This is a genomic window from Brevundimonas fluminis, assembly GCF_003934285.1.
Lineage (GTDB): Bacteria > Pseudomonadota > Alphaproteobacteria > Caulobacterales > Caulobacteraceae > Brevundimonas > Brevundimonas fluminis.
Map to the genome: position 1 here is coordinate 502372 of NZ_RQWJ01000002.1, position 17522 is coordinate 519893.

The 17522-nt window shown below is 72.1% G+C and carries 20 protein-coding genes and 1 other RNA gene; 17 read left to right on the forward strand and 4 right to left on the reverse strand.

All coding sequences use genetic code 11. The features are described 5' to 3' along the window. Positions 1-9: 9 nt before the first annotated feature. Together EFJ44_RS03060 and EFJ44_RS03065 are read right to left on the reverse strand one after the other, a co-directional pair. Positions 10-525 (reverse strand): iron-sulfur cluster assembly scaffold protein, encoded by a 516-nt coding sequence (locus tag EFJ44_RS03060; RefSeq protein ID WP_241209653.1) that lies wholly within the window; start codon positions 523-525, stop codon positions 10-12. A 37-nt stretch (positions 526-562) separates the two neighbouring features. Then, positions 563-1327 carry a tetratricopeptide repeat protein gene (locus EFJ44_RS03065; protein WP_125255707.1) on the reverse strand — a complete coding sequence of 255 codons (765 nt, stop codon included), beginning with the start codon at positions 1325-1327 and terminating at the stop codon, positions 563-565. Positions 1328-1409: 82 nt separating this feature from the next. Between EFJ44_RS03065 and EFJ44_RS03070 the strand changes: the two genes are divergently transcribed. Next, positions 1410-2870: a leucyl aminopeptidase family protein gene (locus tag EFJ44_RS03070; protein WP_125255708.1), complete on the forward strand. Its 1461-nt coding sequence runs from the start codon at positions 1410-1412 to the stop codon at positions 2868-2870. Positions 2871-2921: 51 nt separating this feature from the next. Then, positions 2922-3710, forward strand: a complete 789-nt coding sequence (locus EFJ44_RS03075; RefSeq protein WP_125255709.1) for a C40 family peptidase — start codon at positions 2922-2924, stop codon at positions 3708-3710. A 49-nt stretch (positions 3711-3759) separates the two neighbouring features. Here the strand turns inward: EFJ44_RS03075 and EFJ44_RS03080 are convergent, their stop codons facing one another. Beyond that, positions 3760-4485: a c-type cytochrome gene (locus tag EFJ44_RS03080; RefSeq protein ID WP_125255710.1), complete on the reverse strand. Its 726-nt coding sequence runs from the start codon at positions 4483-4485 to the stop codon at positions 3760-3762. A gap of 129 nt (positions 4486-4614) precedes the next feature. Between EFJ44_RS03080 and EFJ44_RS03085 the strand changes: the two genes are divergently transcribed. Together EFJ44_RS03085 and EFJ44_RS03090 are read left to right on the forward strand one after the other, a co-directional pair. Next, complete coding sequence (locus tag EFJ44_RS03085; RefSeq protein WP_125255711.1) at positions 4615-5337, forward strand: 3-deoxy-manno-octulosonate cytidylyltransferase; 723 nt, start codon at positions 4615-4617, stop codon at positions 5335-5337. 120 nt (positions 5338-5457) lie between these two features. Then, entirely contained in the window at positions 5458-5892 is a 435-nt protein-coding gene (locus tag EFJ44_RS03090) for a hypothetical protein (RefSeq protein ID WP_125255712.1), read from the forward strand. A 6-nt stretch (positions 5893-5898) separates the two neighbouring features. Here EFJ44_RS03090 and nudC read toward each other — a convergent pair whose 3' ends face one another. Next, positions 5899-6780, reverse strand: coding sequence for an NAD(+) diphosphatase (nudC, locus tag EFJ44_RS03095; RefSeq protein ID WP_125255713.1), 882 nt, complete (start codon positions 6778-6780; stop codon positions 5899-5901). 57 nt (positions 6781-6837) lie between these two features. Here nudC and ffs point away from each other — a divergent pair. From ffs to EFJ44_RS03160, 13 genes are all read left to right on the forward strand, one after another. Further along, positions 6838-6931: signal recognition particle sRNA small type (ffs, locus tag EFJ44_RS03100), an RNA gene on the forward strand. Between the two features lie 111 nt (positions 6932-7042). Next, positions 7043-7471 carry a DUF3597 domain-containing protein gene (locus EFJ44_RS03105; RefSeq protein WP_125255714.1) on the forward strand — a complete coding sequence of 143 codons (429 nt, stop codon included), beginning with the start codon at positions 7043-7045 and terminating at the stop codon, positions 7469-7471. Between the two features lie 61 nt (positions 7472-7532). Next, positions 7533-9428, forward strand: coding sequence for a DNA polymerase III subunit gamma/tau (locus EFJ44_RS03110; RefSeq protein WP_125255715.1), 1896 nt, complete (start codon positions 7533-7535; stop codon positions 9426-9428). Continuing rightward, positions 9428-9823, forward strand: a complete 396-nt coding sequence (locus tag EFJ44_RS03115) for a cupin domain-containing protein (RefSeq protein ID WP_125255716.1) — start codon at positions 9428-9430, stop codon at positions 9821-9823. Before EFJ44_RS03110 ends, EFJ44_RS03115 begins: the two co-directional genes overlap by 1 nt. Before the next feature lie 82 nt (positions 9824-9905). After that, positions 9906-10550 carry a hypothetical protein gene (locus tag EFJ44_RS03120; RefSeq protein ID WP_125255717.1) on the forward strand — a complete coding sequence of 215 codons (645 nt, stop codon included), beginning with the start codon at positions 9906-9908 and terminating at the stop codon, positions 10548-10550. A 40-nt stretch (positions 10551-10590) separates the two neighbouring features. Continuing rightward, complete coding sequence (locus tag EFJ44_RS03125; protein ID WP_125255718.1) at positions 10591-10920, forward strand: YbaB/EbfC family nucleoid-associated protein; 330 nt, start codon at positions 10591-10593, stop codon at positions 10918-10920. Between the two features lie 4 nt (positions 10921-10924). Then, positions 10925-11527, forward strand: coding sequence for a recombination mediator RecR (gene recR, locus EFJ44_RS03130; RefSeq protein WP_125255719.1), 603 nt, complete (start codon positions 10925-10927; stop codon positions 11525-11527). A gap of 189 nt (positions 11528-11716) precedes the next feature. After that, positions 11717-12973, forward strand: coding sequence for a DNA recombination protein RmuC (locus EFJ44_RS03135; RefSeq protein WP_164511829.1), 1257 nt, complete (start codon positions 11717-11719; stop codon positions 12971-12973). Between the two features lie 94 nt (positions 12974-13067). Continuing rightward, positions 13068-13508 carry a hypothetical protein gene (locus EFJ44_RS03140; RefSeq protein ID WP_125255720.1) on the forward strand — a complete coding sequence of 147 codons (441 nt, stop codon included), beginning with the start codon at positions 13068-13070 and terminating at the stop codon, positions 13506-13508. A gap of 9 nt (positions 13509-13517) precedes the next feature. Continuing rightward, positions 13518-13709, forward strand: a complete 192-nt coding sequence (locus tag EFJ44_RS03145) for a helix-turn-helix transcriptional regulator (RefSeq protein WP_125255721.1) — start codon at positions 13518-13520, stop codon at positions 13707-13709. A 1-nt stretch (position 13710) separates the two neighbouring features. After that, positions 13711-14289 carry a hypothetical protein gene (locus tag EFJ44_RS03150; protein WP_125255722.1) on the forward strand — a complete coding sequence of 193 codons (579 nt, stop codon included), beginning with the start codon at positions 13711-13713 and terminating at the stop codon, positions 14287-14289. A gap of 47 nt (positions 14290-14336) precedes the next feature. Then, positions 14337-15302 (forward strand): TraB/GumN family protein, encoded by a 966-nt coding sequence (locus EFJ44_RS03155; protein ID WP_125255723.1) that lies wholly within the window; start codon positions 14337-14339, stop codon positions 15300-15302. 106 nt (positions 15303-15408) lie between these two features. Next, positions 15409-17517 (forward strand): TonB-dependent receptor, encoded by a 2109-nt coding sequence (locus EFJ44_RS03160; protein ID WP_206426851.1) that lies wholly within the window; start codon positions 15409-15411, stop codon positions 17515-17517. Positions 17518-17522 lie beyond the last annotated feature (5 nt).

Genomic DNA, 17522 nt, shown 5'->3' on the forward strand with positions numbered 1-17522 from the left:
AGACGGCGGCTAGGTGGAACCGGCGCGGCGAGTTCGCTCGGCTTCCTGCTGTTCCCAGTCGGGCTCGGCATAGAAGGGCGGGCTCCAGGTCAGACGGTTCTCGATCGCGTTCTCGATGGCGTCGCACAGAGCCTCGATCGCCACCATGGAAGAGGCGTGCCGCGCCGGATAAGCCGCCACGGGCTTCAAGATCCTCAGACCTTCGAATCGGCCCGTCGGTCCCTCGCCGCCCGACTTCAGCATGTCGCGCATCGCATCACGGGCGGCCCGCGCCTCGGGCAGGGCCGCGCCGACGGCGTTCGCCCCGATGATCGACGCCGCGGCCTGGCCCAGGGCGCAGGCCTTCACGTCCTGGGCGAAATGCTCGACCATCGTGCCCCGACCGATCTTCACGTCGACGATCGCGCGCGAACCGCACAGCTTCGCCGTGCGCTGGCCCGTGCCGTGCGGCCATTCCAGCCGTCCGGCATGCGGCAGGTCCGCGGCCAGACGCAGGATTTCTCTGGAATAGATCTCGTCGATCATGACCGGAACATAGGGTCTTGCGGACCCGGGGGCGAGCCTACTGCAGCGAGCTCCAGGTCCGGCCGCCCGCGCCGGTCCCGTCGGCGGACCTTTGCCGGATCCACGCGAGGTTCGCGTCGGCCATCTCCGGCGGCAGGTCGCGGCGCAGCATCCGCTCGGCCTCGCCCAGTTCGCCCTTGAGCCCCAGCACCAGCGCCAGGTTCTGCCGCACCTTCAGCCCCGCCTCGGGATGGGCCGCGGCGCGCCGCAGATAGTCTTCCGCCGTCACCAGGTCGCCCGCCATCATGGGCCCCATGGCCATGTTGGTCAGGATGGCGGGATTCTCCGGCGAGAGGGCCAGCCCCTGCGCCCAGGCCGCCGCCGCGTCTTCCGGCCGCCGCGTCTGCTCATAGGCCACGCCCAGCAGCGAATGCGGCCGCCAGTCGCGCGGCGCCAGCCGCGCCGCGCGCTCCAGAGGAGCGATGCCGTAAAAGGCCTGACCGCGGGCGATGTGGGCCCGGCCCGCTTCCAGCAGCACCTCGACGTTGTCCGGCTGGACGACGAGCGCCCGCTCCGCCGCCTCGGCCGCTTCCTGATGCCGGCCCAGCTCGCGCAGGGAGCGGGGCAGGGCCGCGCCCGCCTCCGGATCGGCCGGGTTCTTCTCGAACTCCTGCGACCAGAACAGGCTGCGGCTCAACGGATCCATGCGCTCGTAGCTCGCCCGCACCTCGGCCGTGGCGGGCGCGGCCGTTTGCTGCTGAGCCAGCGCGGGAGTGGCCAGCAGGGTCAGGGCGGTTGCGGCGAGGAGGAGGGTGCGCGACATGATCGACGTCCAATCGGCGTGACGTCGAGAATCGCGCCGCCGCGTCAAGGGAGCGTTAACGCTCGCCGCCCGGAGTGCCCGCATGATCGCCGCCGCCGACGTCCTGATCGCCGACTCCGAAGCCGCCCTGCCGGTGCGCCCCGCGCGCGGCGGTTCGGGACTGGAGGGCGCGGTCGCCGCATGGGCCGCGGCGAACGACTTCGTCGGCAAGCCGGGCCAGCTGCTGATCGTTCCCGGCCCCGCCGGCGCGCCCGACCACGCCCTCCTGGGCGTCGGCGACGCGGCCGTGGACGCCATGGCGGGTCGGGCGCTGGCCGCGAAGCTGCCCGTCGGCGACTGGCGGCTGGAGGGGTGGGAGCCGGCCGAGGCCCACGGGTTGGCCCTCTCCTTCGCCCTCGGGGCGTACCGGTTCGACCGCTACAAGGCGAAGCCCGCAGTCCCGCCCCGCCTGGTGGGGCCCGAGGGCCTCGACCTCGCGGCCGCGCAGGCCGTCGCCGACGCCTGTTTCCGGGTCCGACGCATGGTCGACACGCCGGCGGCCGACATGGGCCCGGCCGAGATCGAAGCGGAGGCGCGCGAGGTGGCGCAGGCGCACGGCGCTTCGATCCAGGTCACGACCGGCGACGCCCTGCTGAAGGCGAACTATCCCGCCGTTCACGCCGTCGGCCGCGCCGCCGCCCCGCATCGCGCGCCGCGGCTGATCGAGATGGGCTGGAACCTCGACGCCGCAGACCGGCCGCTGGTCGCGCTGGTCGGCAAGGGCGTGGCCTTCGATTCCGGCGGTCTGGACATCAAGCCCGCCGCCGGCATGCGCAACATGAAGAAGGACATGGGCGGCGCCGCCCACGTGCTCGGCCTCGCCCGGCTGATCATGGGCGCGAAGCTGCCGGTGCGGCTGGTCGTGCTGGTCGCGGCGGTCGAGAACGCCATCTCCGGCGACGCCTTCCGTCCCGGGGACGTGCTGAAGACGCGCAAGGGCCTGACCGTCGAAGTCGGCAACACCGACGCCGAGGGGCGGTTGATCCTGTCCGACGCCCTGGCCCGCGCGGGCGAGCACCGGCCGGACCTGACCCTCGACTTCGCCACCCTGACCGGCGCGGCCCGCGTCGCGCTGGGTCCGGAACTGCCGCCGCTCTACACCGACGACGAGGCGTTGGCCGCCGACCTGCTGGCCGCCTCGGCCCGCGTCGGCGACCCCATGTGGCGCATGCCGCTGTGGTCCGGATACCGGTCCTCGGTCGAGGCCGAGATCGCCGACCTGCGCAACGATTCCGCCGCCTGGGCCCAGGCCGGTTCGGTCACCGCCGCCCTGTTCCTCCAACGCTTCGCGCCGGAGACCGGCGCCTGGGCGCACCTGGACGTCTTCGCCTGGAACCCGCGCGCGCGCCCCGGCTGGCCCGAGGGCGGCGAGGCGCAGGGAATCCGCGCCGCCTTCGACATGCTGGAGCGCCGCTATGCGTCGAGGGCCCAGGGTTTGGGAAAAGGCGGAGCCGCGGCGTCTCCAGGCCCTGATTCCCAAGCCCTGAGCCCTCCCCCGCGTTAACGGCCCTTTTGGCCTTACGCGTCAGGATCGGCGACGAACCGGACCCGCCGCTTGACGCACGATCTCCACACACCGGACCCGCGCTTCCTGCCGGCGCGCCCCGCCTTCGCCGCCCAGGCGCTGGAGGGAATCGTCCGCGCGCCGGAGTATCGCGCCGTCGAGGCCACGCGCGGCGCGACGGCCGCGGCCGACGTGCTGGACGACGCGGGAAACCTGGTCAGCCAGCTGCTGCATGGCGAGGCGTTCGAAGTCCTGCTGCGCGAGGGCGGCCGGGCCTGGGGCCAGTGCCGCCGCGACGGCGTGGTCGGCTGGATCGCCGCCGACGCCCTGGCCGCCGGAAGCGGCGCCCCGACGCACAGGGTGTCGTCGATCGGGGGGCGCCTGCCGTTGAATGCGATGGTCGACGTGGCCGGCGCCCCCGTCGGGGACGTCGCCCTCATGCCCATCGGCGAATTCGAGCCCGACCTGGCCGCGGTGGCCGAGCGTCTTCCGGGCCTGCCGCACCGGCTGGGCGGCCGGTCCGACCGCGGCATGGACTGCGCCGGACTGGTCCAGACCTGCCTGATCGCCTGCGGCCGCGCGGCGCCCCGCTATGCCGATGGGCAGGCGGAGATGGGACGGCCCGTCGAACAGAAGGGCCTGCGTCGCGGCGATCTGGTCGTCTGGCCGCATGGGAGGGGCGGGCCGGGCTGGAGCGGCCACGCGGCGATCATGCTGGACGGCGAAACCCTGATCCACGCTTCCGGGCGGGCAGGTCAGGTCGTGCGAGAGGCGCTGTCCGACGTCGATGCGCGACAGCGGTCCGAAGGCTTCGACGCCCCGACGTTCCGGCGCATCTGAGCCTCAAACGAGAACGCGGGCCCGAAGGCCCGCGCTCCGATCCTGAAACTCAGCCGCCCGTCGGGGCGCTGGTCGCGGCCGGCGGGGCCGCCGGCGTCGTCTGGGTCGCCGGGGTTCCCGGAGCGCCCGTGGTCGCCCCTGCTTCGGCGGCGCCCTCGGCCGGAGCCTCGCCCTCGGCCGGAGCCGCGCCTTCCGCCGGAGCGGCCGCGCCCGGCTGACGCGAGGGATCCGGCGCCGGGATGGCGAAGCCGCCGGAACCCTGGGCCCGCAGATAGGCGATCAGGTTGACGCGCGTCTCTTCGTCGCGCAGGCCGGCGAACGACATCTTGGTCCCGGGCACGTAGCGGGCCGGGGCCGTGATGAAGGCGTCCAGCTCGTCATAGCCCCAGGTCGGGGCTTCGGCCTTGTGCGCGGCCATGGCGTCGGAATAGGCGAAGCCGGCCGAGTGCATCACCGGGCCGCCGACCACGCCGTACAGGTTCGGGCCGATGCCGTCGGCGCCGCCCGCCGTGATGGTGTGGCACGCCTTGCAGCGCGCGAAGGCGGCCTCGCCCGCGGCCAGGTCGGCCGTCGGCAGGACCGTGCCCCAGTCGATCGGCAGGGCCTCGGCCGCGCCGCCGGCCGCCGCCTCTTCGGGCGCGTCGACGAAATAGCCCATCTTCTCGGGGGGCTCGGAGTGATAGATCGCGCCGGTCACCTGCTGCACGCCGATGATCACGAAGGCGGTCGCCAGGCCGGCGCCCATGATCTTGTTCCACTTCAGGTCGCCGCTCATCGCGTCGTCGCATCCCATGTCTTGATGACGCCAGACCGCGCGCGCGGATGCGCGGGCGGCCTCGCCTTGCGTGGGCGTCTCTGACACGGTAGCGCGCCCTTCGCAACCGGCCCGCGGGGAGACTCCGCCATGAACCCGCTCGTCATCATTCCGGCCCGCATGGCGGCGACCCGGCTGCCGGACAAGCCGCTGGCCGACATCGGCGGCGTGCCCATGATCGTGCGGGCATGGGAGCGCGCCGCCGCCTCCGGCCTGCCCGTCGCCGTGGCCGCGGGCGACCCGGAGATCGTCGACGTCGTGACCGATGCCGGCGGCGTGGCCGTCCTGACCGATCCCGGCCTGCCGTCGGGGTCCGACCGCATCATGGCCGCGCTCCACGCCCTCGATCCCGACGGCCGCCACGACGCGGTGATCAACCTGCAGGGCGACATGCCCTTCGCCGATCCGGGGCTGGCGACCGCCTGCGCCGCCTTGCTGCACGGCCAGCCCGACTGCGACGTCGCGACGCTGGTGGCCCCCGAGGCCGACGCCTCGGATCGGTCGAACCCCGACGTGGTCAAGGCGGTGCTGGCCATGGAGCCGGGCGAGCGCCACGGCCGCGCCCTCTATTTCACGCGCTCGACCCTGTACGGCGACGGCCCGGTCTGGCGACATGTCGGAGTCTACGGCTATCGCCGGGCCGCGTTGGAACGGTTCTGCGCCGCCCCGCCGTCGCCTCTGGAGAAGCGCGAGAAGCTGGAACAGCTGAGGGCGCTGGAGATGGGCCTGTCCATCTGGGCGTCGGTGATCCACGCCCCGCCCCTGTCGGTGGACAACCCCGCGGACCTCGAGGCCGCGCGCGCGCTCGTCTGACCAACGACCTCCGGCGGCGAGACGCGGCGCGTCGAGCGGCAGGCCCCCGAAGTCAGAGTCCGTCATTTGCACGGCCCCTGAGTCGCGCGCATGGTTCCCGACATCATCGGAGGGATTTCCATGCTTCGCCACGCCGCCGCCGCCTTCGCCGCGCTCGCCCTGACGGGCGCCGCCGGAGCCGCTTCCGCCCAGGACGCCACCGGCGCCGCCCTGGTCGACTACATCTTCGGCCAGCTGGAGGCCGAGTTCGGCATTTCGCCGGCCAGCCGCGCCACGGGCCGCCTGTCGGCCGGCGCCTCGACCACCGGCACCTTCAACGTCGCCTCGGGGGCGGCCTACATCGTCATCGGCGCCTGCGACGAGGGCTGCTCGGACCTGGATCTGGTCGTCCGCGACGCCTCGGGCAATGAGGTCGGCTCGGACTATGAGGACGACGACGCCCCCATGGTGGTCATCCCCGCCGGCTCGGGCGGCCGCTATACTTTCGAGGCTCAGATGGTGACCTGCAGCTCGAACTGTCACTTCGGCGTCCGGTCCTACAACGCCGGCAACTGAGGCGGATCAGGCCTCGAATCCTTCGACCCACGCCCGGATCAGCGTCCGGGCGATGGCGACGGGCGGCGGGGCGATCACCGCCGGATGGCGGCCGGCGAGGGCGTCGGCGGCCTCCTGACGCGTCAGCCACACGCCCTCCGCCAGTTCGGCCGGATCCAGCGTCACCGCGTCGCTCTCGACCGCGCAGACCAGGCCGATCATCAGCTGCGAGGGGAAGGGCCACGGCTGGCTGGAATGGTGCCGCACCCGGGTCACCTTCAGCCCCGCCTCCTCGAACAGCTCGCGCGCGCAGGCCTCCTCGATCGTCTCGCCGGGCTCGATGAAGCCCGCCGGCGCCGACATCCGCCCGGGCGGCCACGTCGGGCCGCGGGCGACGAAGCACCGTCCCTCGAACACCGGCAGCATGATGCAGACCGGATCCACGCGCGGAAAATGCTCGACCGCGCAGCCCGGACAGACGCGCTTCCAGCCGCCGCAGGCCGGCTCGGTCGCCGCGCCGCAGTTGGCGCAGAACCGGTGCCGCCGTCGCCAGTCGAACAAGCTCTTCGCGGCCCCCGCCATGGCCGCGTCCGCCGGGGACAGCGCCATCGCCGCCTCGCGCAAGGGCGCCCCGCCGCTCTCGACCTCCAATGCGAACACCGGCGCGTCCTTCCAGAGCCCGAGGAAGATCTCGTCGCCGACCGCGCCGGGGCGCGCGGCCGCCAGCGGCGTCCAGACCAGCCGCGGCCCCTCCGGCCCGTCCTCCACCACCGGCCCCGCCGCGTCGCAGCTCAGGGCGAGGGCCTCGGGATGAGCGACCATTTCCGCGATGAAGTTCGGATCGTTCCGCCGGTCTCCCGCCCGGTCCAGCGGATTGCCGGCGAACATGTTGGCGGGCGCGTCGCTCATGCCGCCTGAATAGCGCGGCCCCGCTTGCGTCCGCGACCGCGAAATCGCATATGTCTCCCCGGAGATCGCGGGCGAAGGCTTCGCCAACCTGGTCAGGGCCGGAAGGCAGCAGCCACAACGAATTCACCTTCGGGTCGCGGTCTCCACCTCCCTTCTTTTTCGCCCTACCGCTCGACGCGCGGCGTCTCGCTGCTTGAGGGCGGGCGCGGAACCTCCCGCGCGCTGGCGTCCTTCCTTCCCGCGACAGCGGAAGGAGCGCCCCATGAGCATTCTCGGAAAAATCCTCGGCCCGATCTGGGAGCGCGCCAAGGCCGGTCCCGGCCACAAGCCCGACCGCACGGCGACGCCGACCTCGGCCCCCGCTCCGCGGCCCACGCCCGCCCCGACGTCCGCTCAGGCCCAGCCCGCCCCAACGCCGGCCGCGACCGCGCCACAACAGGTGGACGTCGACGGCATCTTGGACTTCATGAACGAGCAGCGGGACCAGAAGCTGAACTGGCGCACGTCCATCGTCGATCTGATGAAGCTGACCGGCATGGACTCCACCTTGGACGAACGCCGCGAGCTGGCCGACGAGCTGGGCTATGCGGGCGACAAGTCCGACACCGCCGCCATGAACATCTGGCTGCACGAAAGGGTGCTGGAGCGCATCCGCGCCGACGGCGGCCAGATCCGCGACCTGACGGACTGATCCACCGTTCCGCCGCGCATGGGGGATGCGCGCGACGCCGACTCCGCGCTATGCCTTTCGGATGAGCGACGCCGGACCGAATCCCGACGGCCCGCCGTGGGACGAGGACGAGCCCTCGGACGCGGTCGAGGAGCGGGACCCCAACACCGAGGACATGTTCGGCGCGCCCGAACCCGAAGGCATGCGCGTCGCCGAGGCCCTCGCCGCGCCGGACGAAACCGCGGAGCTGGTCTCCGCGGACGCCCCGGCCCTGCCCCGGGCGAAGAAGCCCGTCCCCATGCCCGGGCCGGTCGAGGCCGCGTCCGAGTACACCGTTCTCGCGCGCAAATATCGGCCCCGCGCCTTCGAGGACCTCATCGGGCAGGAGGCGATGGTCCGCACCCTGACCAACGCCTTCGCCACCGGCCGCATCGCCCACGCCTTCATGCTGACCGGCGTGCGGGGGGTGGGTAAGACGACCACGGCGCGCCTGCTGGCCCGCGCCCTGAACAACGAGACGGAGACGATCGACCGCCCGTCGCTGGAGCTGTCGCCCACCGGCCGGCACGACGCGGCCATCATGGCCGGCCAGCACATCGACGTCATGGAGATGGACGCCGCCAGCCACACCGGCGTGGGCGACATCCGCGAGATCCTGGACAGCGTGCGCTACGCCCCGGTCGAGGCGCGCTACAAGGTCTATGTGCTGGACGAGGTCCACATGCTGTCGACGCAGGCGTTCAACGCCCTGCTGAAGACGCTGGAGGAGCCGCCGCCCCACGCCAAATTCATCTTCGCCACCACCGAGATCCGCAAGGTGCCGGTGACCATCCTCAGCCGTTGCCAGCGCTTCGACCTGCGCCGCGTGGAGCCGGAGGTGCTGGTGGGGCACCTGAACAAGGTGGCCGAGAAGGAAGGCATGGCCATCGAGGCCGACGCCCTGGCGCTGATCGCCCGCGCCGCCGAGGGCTCGGTCCGCGACGGCCTGTCGCTGCTGGATCAGGCGCTGGTCCAGGGCGAGCGCGGCGCGGTGGTCGAAGCCGAGACCGTGCGCGACATGCTGGGCCTGGCCGATCGCACCCGCACGATCGCCCTGTTCGAACAGATCATGAGCGGGCGGACGCCCGAGGCTCTGGAGACCTTCCGCACCCTCTACGGCTACGGCGCCGACCCGGTGCAGGTCATGGGCGATCTGCTGGAACACGCCCACGCCGCCTCGGTGTCCAAGATGCTGGGGCCGCAGGCGACGCGCCTGCCCAACGACCAGGCCCAGGCCCTGGCGGCCTTGGGGGCGGCGATTTCCGCCGGCGCCTTGTCGCGCGTCTGGCAGATGCTGCTCAAGGGTCTCGACGAGGTCCGCCGCGCGCCCAATCCGGCCGACGCGGTCGAGATGGTCATCGTGCGCCTGGCCTATGCCGCCGATCTTCCGGGGCCGGAGGAGGCGCTGAAAGCACTCCGCGACGGCGACGTCACCGGTGGGGCCGGCCCGTCGCGCGGCGGTGGGGGAGGCGGGGGTGGCGGCGCCTCGGCCGCCCTGGCTCCGCGCGTGGCCGCGGCGCCGGCTCTGCCGGACCCCCAGACGTTCGAACAGGTCGTCGGCCTGATCGGGGCCAAACGCGACGTGGCGCTGCAGATGGACGTCCAGCGCTACGTCCGGCCCGTCTCGTTCCAGCCGGGCCGCATCACCTATGAGCCGGTGCAGGGCGCCCCCGCCAACCTGGCCACGCGCCTCGCCTCGCGGCTGAAGGAATGGACCGGCAAGGTCTGGCTGATCGCCGCCAACGGCCAGGGCGGCGGCGAGACCCTGATCGAGATCGAGAAGAAGGCCCGCGCCGCCCAGCGCGCCGAGGTCGAGGCCGACCCCTTCGTCGCCTCGGTCCTGTCGATCTTTCCCGGCGCCAAACTGGGCGAGATCCGCGTCCCGCCTCCCGCGCCCGACCTGCCGACGATTCCCGACGAGGTCGAGGACGAGGACTGATGGCGCGCCGCGACTTCGATCCCGCGACGGTCACGCCGGACGGCCGGCCCGCGTCGAAATCGCGCCTGTTCGACCCTGTCGCGGAGGGCCCGTGGCGCGGAGGCGTGCCGGGGCTGCTCCAGCAGACGGGGATCACCGTCCTGGCCTACGGCACGGACGAGATCGGGGTCGGGCCGCGTCTCCACGTCCATCCCTATGACGAGACCTTCATCGTCACCCAGGGCCGCGCCCGCTTCTTCGTGGGCGATGCGGTGATCGACGCCGAGGCGGGCGAGGTGGTGCTCGGTCCGGCCTGCGTCCCCCACCGCTTCGAGAACCTGGGTCCCGGCCGGCTTCAGACGATCGACGTGCATCACTCTCCGGAGTGGATCCAGACCGATCTGGACGAGGCCTGACGAAACCCGACGCCGGGGACCGCGGAGCTGGCCTTGTGGCGACGTATGGCGTCATGGTCTCCGCACGAAGGGGAGGCTCACCATGCGTTCGATGATTCTGGCCGGCCTGCTGGCGGGCGCCGCCCTGCTGTCCGCGCCGCAACCCGCGGCGGCCCAGATCGTCGCCGTCTCGGCGGAGGATCAGGCCGCAGTCCGCGAGGCCGTGAGTCAGCTGGACGCGGAGATGGCGCGGCTTGCCGAGAGCCTCGGCGTCGAGGCCCCACCGCTGGCGCCGTTGATGAAGAACCTCACCACGACGCTCTTCCACGGCCTGCCGGACGACGACGACTTATCCTTCGCCATCGGCTTCCGCCTCCGCAGCGAGCGGATCGAGGGAGGGGAACCGGATGCCGCCCTTCCCTCCGTCCTGCCCGACTCCGGCGCCTGCGCCGCCGCGAACCCCGGCCTGTCGGTCGTCCGGTTCGAGCGGCTGGATCGCGACGGCCTGACCGGCCACCGCTGCATTCTGTCCGGACCTGACGAAGACGATCCGAACGCCCACGCCCTCGTCTCCGTGACGGTCATGGTCGACGGGCGCCGGCATCTCGAGAACCGCGTCGCGGGGGCCGCATCGTCCGACATGCCGGGCCGGGCGGCGGAGGTGATCACCTCCCAGACCACGACCTTGTCGCGTCTGGCCGAGGAGATGGACCGCACGACCGCCGATCTGGTCTTCGCGCTGGACTGACCGGCTTCTCCCGCCGCCCCCGACGCCCTATCTAGGGGCCATGAAAGACCTCACCGATCTGATGAAACAGGCCCAGGCCATGCAGCAGAAGCTGCAGGAGGCCCAGGCCCGGATGGCCGAATCGACCGCCGAGGGCACCTCGGGCGGCGGGCTGGTCACGGTGGCCCTGAAGGGCCCCGGCGAAATCACGCGCGTCGCCATCGACGACAGCCTGATGCAGCCGGGCGAGGGCGAGATCCTGGCCGACCTGATCGTCGCCGCCCACGCCGACGCCAAGCGCAAGCTGGACGAGGTCAACGGCGAGCTGATGCGTCAGGCCGCCGGGCCCATGGCCGGGATGAACATCCCCGGCATGCCCAAGCTGTTCTGACGGCGTGGCCGCGTCCGCCGGACCCGAGATCGAGCGGCTGATCGGCCTGCTGGCCAAGCTGCCGGGCATGGGGCCGCGCTCGGCGCGGCGCGCGACGCTGGCCCTGCTCAAGCGGCGCGATCAGCTGCTGCTGCCGCTGGGCGAGGCTCTGGCGGACGTGGGGGCCAAGGTGAAATCGTGCTCGGTCTGCGGCACGCCCGACACCCGCGATCCCTGCGCCATCTGCTCGGACCCCGCGCGCGACGGCCGCCTGATCTGCGTGGTCGAGGAGGCGGGCGCCCTGTGGGCCATGGAGCGGTCGGGCGCCTTCCGCGGCCGCTATCACGTGCTGGGCGGCCTGCTGTCGGCGCTGGACGGCGTCGGCCCCGACGCCCTCCGAGTCGCCGAACTGGTCGGGCGGGTGAAGGGGGGCGAGGCGACCGAGGTCGTCCTGGCCCTGCCCGCCACCGTCGACGGCCAGACGACGGCCCACTATCTGGTCGAGCGGCTGGCGGGGGCGGGGGCCGAGGTCACCACCCTGGCGCGGGGCGTCCCCGTGGGCGGCGAACTGGACTGGCTGGACGACGGGACGATCGTGCAGGCGCTCAGGGCGCGACGCCCGGCCTGATTCCACGCGGGAATTCGTGATCGATCCGGCGCCGGTCGGGGGCGGCCATATCGCTCGGGTCGGCCATGTGGGTTCCGGGAACCCGGCGCCCCCGTCTTCTCCGCGAAGCCCACGGAGTCCACATCCGACCGATTCTGACGTGAGGGGAGCCGATGGTCCGTCGTCGCGACTCCCGCTAAGGAACGGAGCATGAACGCAGAATTCGCCTTCGCCCTCGCCCCCGCCGTGGTCGCCGTGGTGGCCCTCGTCTGGGCCCTGATGGAGCGCCGCCGCGCCGGGGCCGCCGAGACGCGGGCGTGGGAGCTGCGCGAGCGGTTCGCCGACACCGAGGCCCGTCTGCGTCTGGCCGAGGATCAGGCGGCGACGCAAGCGGAGTTCCTGCGCGCCCAGGCGGGCGAGCAGGCGCAGGCCGCGGCCGAGGCCCTGCTGAAGCGCACCGACGAGACCTTCCGCAATCGCGAGCTGATGGCCCAGCAGCGGCTGGAGGCGCAACTGAAGCCCGTGGCCGAGACCCTGGCGCAGTTCCAGCAGCACGTCGCCGCGCTGGAAAAGACCCGCGCCGACGAGACCGGCGGGCTGAAGGAGCAGCTGGCCCATCTGATGACCGCCTCGGCCGCCACCCGCGACGAGGCGCGCAAGCTGACCGAGGCCCTGCGCGGCAACACCGGCCGGCGCGGGCGCTGGGGGGAGCAGACCTGCCGCAACGTGCTGGAGGCCGCGGGCATGGCGGGGCGCTTCGACTTCGTGGAACAGACCTCGGCCGCCGACGACGCGGGGCGTCAGCAGCGTCCCGACTTCCTGGTGCGCATGGCCGGTGGCGGGCGCTTCGTCATCGACGCCAAGGTGCCGCTGGCCTTCGCCGACGAGGGCGAGGGCGACGACGAGGCGCGCGCCCGCGCCGCCGCGATCCGCACCGCCGCCAGCCTGAAGACCCACATGCGCCAGCTGGCGTCCAAGGCCTATCAGGACCAGTTCAGGCCCAGCCCGGACTTCGTCGCCCTGTTCGTGCCGTCCGACGCCTTCCTGTCGGCGGCGCTGGATCACGAGCCGGATCTGTTGTCGGACGCCATGGCCAGCCGGGTGGTGATCGTCACGCCGTCGACCCTGTTCGCCCTGTGCAAGGCCGTCGCCTACGGCTGGCGCGCCGAGGAGCAGGCAAGGAACGCCGAGGAGGTCGCGAAGTTGGGGCGCGAGCTTTACAAGCGCCTGTCAGTCATGGGCGGCCATGCGGCCGCCGTCGGCCGGGCGCTGGACACGGCGGTCGGCAAGTACAACCAGTTCGTCGGCTCGCTGGAGAGCCAGGTCATGGTGTCGGCCCGGCGTTTCGAGGACCTGCACGTCGACCACGAGGGCAAGGACCTGCCGGAGCTGGCGCCCGTCGAGCCGACGCCCCGCGCCCTTTCGCGGCCGGAACTGCTCGCTCCGCCGGCGGACGCGGCCGGGTAGAGACGACAAGCCTTGCGGACTTTATGACAAGGGCGCTTGACACGGGCGGCGGTCGATGTAAAACATCCTTGTCAAATCGACGCGGGAGCTTGTCATGACGGACCGACCCATACGCAAACGACGCCGCCTCGGCTACGTGGGCATGCTGGGCGTCAGCGCTCTGGTCGGCCTCGCCGTGGGCGGGCTCTCGGCCCTGATCGACGCCTTCGGCGGCGCCGCCGCGACCACCTTGCGCATCGCCCTGCTCACCGTGGGCGTCGCCGCCGTGTCCTGGATCTGCGTCGCCTGGTGGCGCAGCGCCGACGAGGCCGTGCGCGAGGCGCACAAGTGGGCCTGGTACTGGGGCGGCTCGACCGGCATGGCCTCCGTCATGGGCCTCTTCGCCCTGTCGACCTGGGGCGTCATCGACGTCACCCTGCCGCCGCTGGGGAGCGGACCGGACGACCTCATCATGACGGGGATCGCCCTGACGGTCGGGGCCCAAGGGGTGGGCTACGGGATCGCCTGGGCCCTCTGGTGGCTGCGGCATCGGTAGGGGCGCCCCATGAACAACCGCCTCAAGGTGCTGCGCGCCGAACGCGACTGGTCCCAGGCCGAGCTGGCCGACCGCCTCGGCGTCTCCCGCCAGACCGTCAACGCGCTCGAAACCGGCCGCTACGACCCGTCGCTGCCGCTCGCCTTCAAGATCGCCCGCGTCTTCGGACAGCCGATCGAAGCCATCTTCACGGAGGACTGACATGACCGAAGATCGTCCCCTTCCGCTGCCGCTCCGCATCGCCGGCATGGCTCTGCTGGCCGCGGCCGGCGCGGTCACCGGCGGCCTCGTCGCCCGGTTCGTGGACGCCGGCGGCCTGCCGCCCGACGACGCCCTGAACCTGTTCATCGCCGTCGTCCTGGTCGCCATGGCGGTGGTCAGCGGGGTCGTCCTGACCCTCCGGCCCTCGCGCTCGCCCAAGGGATGCGGCGTCCTTCAGGTCGTCGCCATGGCGCTGGCCGGGATCATGCTGATGATCCCGCTCTACGCCACGCGCTGGGTCTCGTCGGAGCTGGCCTTCGCCCTGGTCCTGGCCCTGCTGGCGGTGCAGACCGTCGCCAACCTCATGCTCTGGCGCCGCGCCGACGAGATGTTGCGCCGGATCATGGTGGAGACCGGCGGTCTGGCCTTCTGGACCCTCCAGCTGGCCCTGTTCCTCTATGCCGCCGGCGAGCGTCTGGGCCTGACCGGCGGCGTCACCGCCTGGGGCATGATCGGCGTCCTCATGGCCGTCTATCTGGTCGCCTCCGCCGTCGTCGCAGCCCGCCGCGGCATCAAATGAACCCTCCTTCACCCCACGCCCCCCGCTCCGCCTTGAAAGGACCTCCCATGACCCTCGCCTCCCGTCTCAGGACCTCCGCCGCCGCCCTGACCCGCTCCGTCGCCGGGGCCGCGCTGGGCCTCGGCCTCGTCGCCTCGCTCGCCGGCTCTCCCGCCGCATGGGCCCAGGAGATCGCGGTCGTCCCCGTCGTCGTGCCGCAGGCGCCCGCCGGCTCCGGCCCGGCCTTGTGGGTCATCAAGGACGCCGACTCGACCATCTATCTGTTCGGCACCGTCCACGTCCTGCGCCCCACGACCGCCTGGGGCAGCCCTCGCGTCGACGCCGCCTTCGCCGAGGCCGACGAGGTCTGGTTCGAGATCACCAACCCGGACGACCAGGCCGCCGTCCTGCCGCTGGTCATGGAGCACGGCATGGACCCGTCGCGCCCGCTGAACACCCTGCTCAGCGAGGCCGAGTACGCCAAGCTGGGCGAAGCGGCCGGCGTCATCGGCATTCCGGTCCAGCAGCTTAACGTCATGCGCCCCTGGCTGGTGGCCCTGACCCTGTCGATGGCCCCGCTGACCAAGGCCGGATACGACCCCAACTCGGGCATCGAGCTTGTCCTGCGTGCCCGCGCCGAGGCCGAGGGCAAGCCGGTCAAGGGGCTGGAGACCATCGAGGAGCAGGTCCGCATCCTCGCCGGCTTCCCTGAGGACGCCCAGCTGAACTTCCTGCGCCAGTCGCTGGAGACCTATGAGAACGCGGCGACCGAGCTCGACTCCCTGGTCGACGCCTGGTCGACCGGCGACCTCGACGGCCTGGCCGGCTTCGCCCACGAGATGCGCGACGGCGACGCCCGCGTCTATGACGCGATGCTGACCCGCCGGAACACCAACTGGGCCGGCCAGATCGAGACCATGCTCCAGGGCTCGGGCACCGCCTTCATCGCCGTCGGCGCCGCCCACCTGGCCGGCGACGACTCGGTCCAGGTCATCCTCGGCAAGCGCGGAGTCACCGTCGAACGCGTGCAGTGATCGCGGACGGCTGATCGGCACAGGACGCCCGCTTCCCTGCCCGGAGGCGGGCGTCCTCGTCTGCGGCGACGCTTCCTGTTGCATATGACAATGCTTCGCAATAGACGTGCGCGCCCTGTCGTCAATCGCCGTCGAGCCCATGCGCAACCTGTTCCTTCTGTCCGCCTCCCTGGCCGCCGTCGCCGGCGCCGCCCACGCCCAGCAGGGCCCCTCCGACCCGGGAGCCGCCGAGGTCGAGCCCATCGTCGTCACGGGCCGCGCGCGGGGCTATCAGGCCCTCGACACCGTCACGGCGACCAAGACCGACACTCCCCTGATCGACGTGCCTCAGAGCGTGTCGGTGGTCACGGCCGAACAGATCGAGGACCAGGGCCTGCGCTCCGTGGGCGACGTCCTGCGCTACGTGCCCGGCGTCACCGTCGGGCAGGGTGAGGGGAACCGCGACCAGATCACCCTGCGGGGGCAGAACACCACGGCCGACTTCTTCATCGACGGCGTCCGCGACGACGTCCAGTATTACCGCCCGCTCTACAATCTGGAGCGCATCGAGGTGCTGCGCGGCCCCTATGCCCTGATCTTCGGGCGCGGCGGCGGCGGCGGCATCGTCAACCGCGTGCAGAAGGCGCCCAGCGCCGACGCGGCGTTCGGAGAGGGGCGGGTCTTCGCCGACAGCTTCGGCGGCTACGGCGCCTGGATCGACGTCAATCGACCGCTGGGCGACCGCGTGGCCTTCCGCCTGAACGCCATGGTCGAGGAGAGCGAGAGCTTCCGCGACTTCGTCGACGGCTCGCGCTGGGCCGTCAACCCCTACCTCGCCGCCGAGATCGCGCCGGGCTGGAACCTGGGTCTGTCCTACGAGCATGTCGACGACGACCGCGTGCCGGATCGCGGCGTGCCGTCGTATCTGGGCGTGCCGCTGGAGGGTTATGACGAGCTGGTCTTCGGCGTGCCGGGCGTGAACCGGACCACGCTGGACGCCGACGTCGCCAAGCTGCGTCTGGACGGCCGCATCGCCCCGGGGCTGAGCCTGAACACGACGCTCGTCTACGCCGACTACGACAAGGTCTACGCCAACGTCTATCCGAACGGCCCCGCCACCTCGCCGACCGGAACCGTGCCTCTGGCGGCCTACGTCGACACCACGGACCGGACCAACGCCCTGTTCCAGTCGAACCTGATCTGGGAGGTGCTGGGCGGCCCGATCGAGCACCGCGTCATGATCGGCGTCGAGCATGGCGATCAGGAAACGGACAACGTGCGCCTCAACGGAACCCTGTCCGACCCGACCTTCAGCCTGACCTCGCCGACGTATCCGACCGTGACCTTCGGCACGGACGCGCGCGACACCTTCAGCCGCGTGACCACCACTTCGGTCTATGCCCAGGACCAGATCGGTCTGGGCCGGTTCTTCGACGTCATTCTGGGTCTCCGCTGGGACCGGTTCGAGATCGAGGGGACGGACTTTCTGCCGACGCCCGACCGCGCCTTCGGCCGCACCGACGAAATGGTGTCGCCGCGCCTGGGCCTGATCTGGAAGCCGGCCGAGAACGCCTCGGTCTACGCCAGCTACAGCCGGTCCTTCCTGCCGCGCTCGGGCGAGCAGTTCGCCTCGCTGACGCCGACGACGCAGAACCTCGAGCCGGAGGAGTTCGAGAACCTGGAGGTCGGCGCCAAGTGGGACGCGCGGCCGGGCCTCTCGCTGACCGCCGCCCTGTTCGAGCTGCGCCGGACCAATGCCACCACGCCGGATCCGGCCAATCCCGCCGCCACGATCAACGTCGGCGAGACCCGCACGCGCGGGCTGGAGCTGGGCGTCGCCGGCCGCGTCACCGACCGCTGGACCGTGGCCGGGGGCTACACCTGGCAGGACGCCGTCCTGGACGGGAACGACTCCGTCGAACTGGCCCAGGTGCCGGAGCACAGCCTGTCGCTGTGGAACCGCTATGAGGCGACCGACCGGCTGGGTCTGGGGCTGGGCGTCGTGCACCAGTCGGACCAGTGGGCGGCGATCCGCACCGCGCCCACGACCACCCGTCTGCCCGGCTTCACCCGCGTGGACGCGGCGGTGTTCTGGGCGCTGACGCCGACCGTGGACGTGCAGCTGAACGTCGAGAACCTGCTGGACGAGGGCTATTGGGCCGACGCGCACAACAACAACAACCTGTCGCCGGGCGCGCCCCGCAACGCGCGCCTGACCCTGTCCGCCCGGTTCTGAGCCTG

Bases quoted from the DNA above. Each gene is read 5' to 3' on its own strand.
- EFJ44_RS03060 (WP_241209653.1), bottom strand. From the start codon at position 525: ATGATCGACGAGATCTATTCCAGAGAAATCCTGCGTCTGGCCGCGGAC.
- EFJ44_RS03065 (WP_125255707.1), bottom strand. From the start codon at position 1,327: ATGTCGCGCACCCTCCTCCTCGCCGCAACCGCCCTGACCCTGCTGGCC.
- EFJ44_RS03070 (WP_125255708.1), top strand. From the start codon at position 1,410: ATGATCGCCGCCGCCGACGTCCTGATCGCCGACTCCGAAGCCGCCCTG.
- EFJ44_RS03080 (WP_125255710.1), bottom strand. From the start codon at position 4,485: ATGAGCGGCGACCTGAAGTGGAACAAGATCATGGGCGCCGGCCTGGCG.
- EFJ44_RS03085 (WP_125255711.1), top strand. From the start codon at position 4,615: ATGAACCCGCTCGTCATCATTCCGGCCCGCATGGCGGCGACCCGGCTG.
- EFJ44_RS03090 (WP_125255712.1), top strand. From the start codon at position 5,458: ATGCTTCGCCACGCCGCCGCCGCCTTCGCCGCGCTCGCCCTGACGGGC.
- nudC (WP_125255713.1), bottom strand. From the start codon at position 6,780: ATGAGCGACGCGCCCGCCAACATGTTCGCCGGCAATCCGCTGGACCGG.
- EFJ44_RS03105 (WP_125255714.1), top strand. From the start codon at position 7,043: ATGAGCATTCTCGGAAAAATCCTCGGCCCGATCTGGGAGCGCGCCAAG.
- EFJ44_RS03110 (WP_125255715.1), top strand. From the start codon at position 7,533: ATGAGCGACGCCGGACCGAATCCCGACGGCCCGCCGTGGGACGAGGAC.
- EFJ44_RS03115 (WP_125255716.1), top strand. From the start codon at position 9,428: ATGGCGCGCCGCGACTTCGATCCCGCGACGGTCACGCCGGACGGCCGG.
- EFJ44_RS03120 (WP_125255717.1), top strand. From the start codon at position 9,906: ATGCGTTCGATGATTCTGGCCGGCCTGCTGGCGGGCGCCGCCCTGCTG.
- EFJ44_RS03125 (WP_125255718.1), top strand. From the start codon at position 10,591: ATGAAAGACCTCACCGATCTGATGAAACAGGCCCAGGCCATGCAGCAG.
- EFJ44_RS03135 (WP_164511829.1), top strand. From the start codon at position 11,717: ATGAACGCAGAATTCGCCTTCGCCCTCGCCCCCGCCGTGGTCGCCGTG.
- EFJ44_RS03140 (WP_125255720.1), top strand. From the start codon at position 13,068: ATGACGGACCGACCCATACGCAAACGACGCCGCCTCGGCTACGTGGGC.
- EFJ44_RS03145 (WP_125255721.1), top strand. From the start codon at position 13,518: ATGAACAACCGCCTCAAGGTGCTGCGCGCCGAACGCGACTGGTCCCAG.
- EFJ44_RS03150 (WP_125255722.1), top strand. From the start codon at position 13,711: ATGACCGAAGATCGTCCCCTTCCGCTGCCGCTCCGCATCGCCGGCATG.
- EFJ44_RS03155 (WP_125255723.1), top strand. From the start codon at position 14,337: ATGACCCTCGCCTCCCGTCTCAGGACCTCCGCCGCCGCCCTGACCCGC.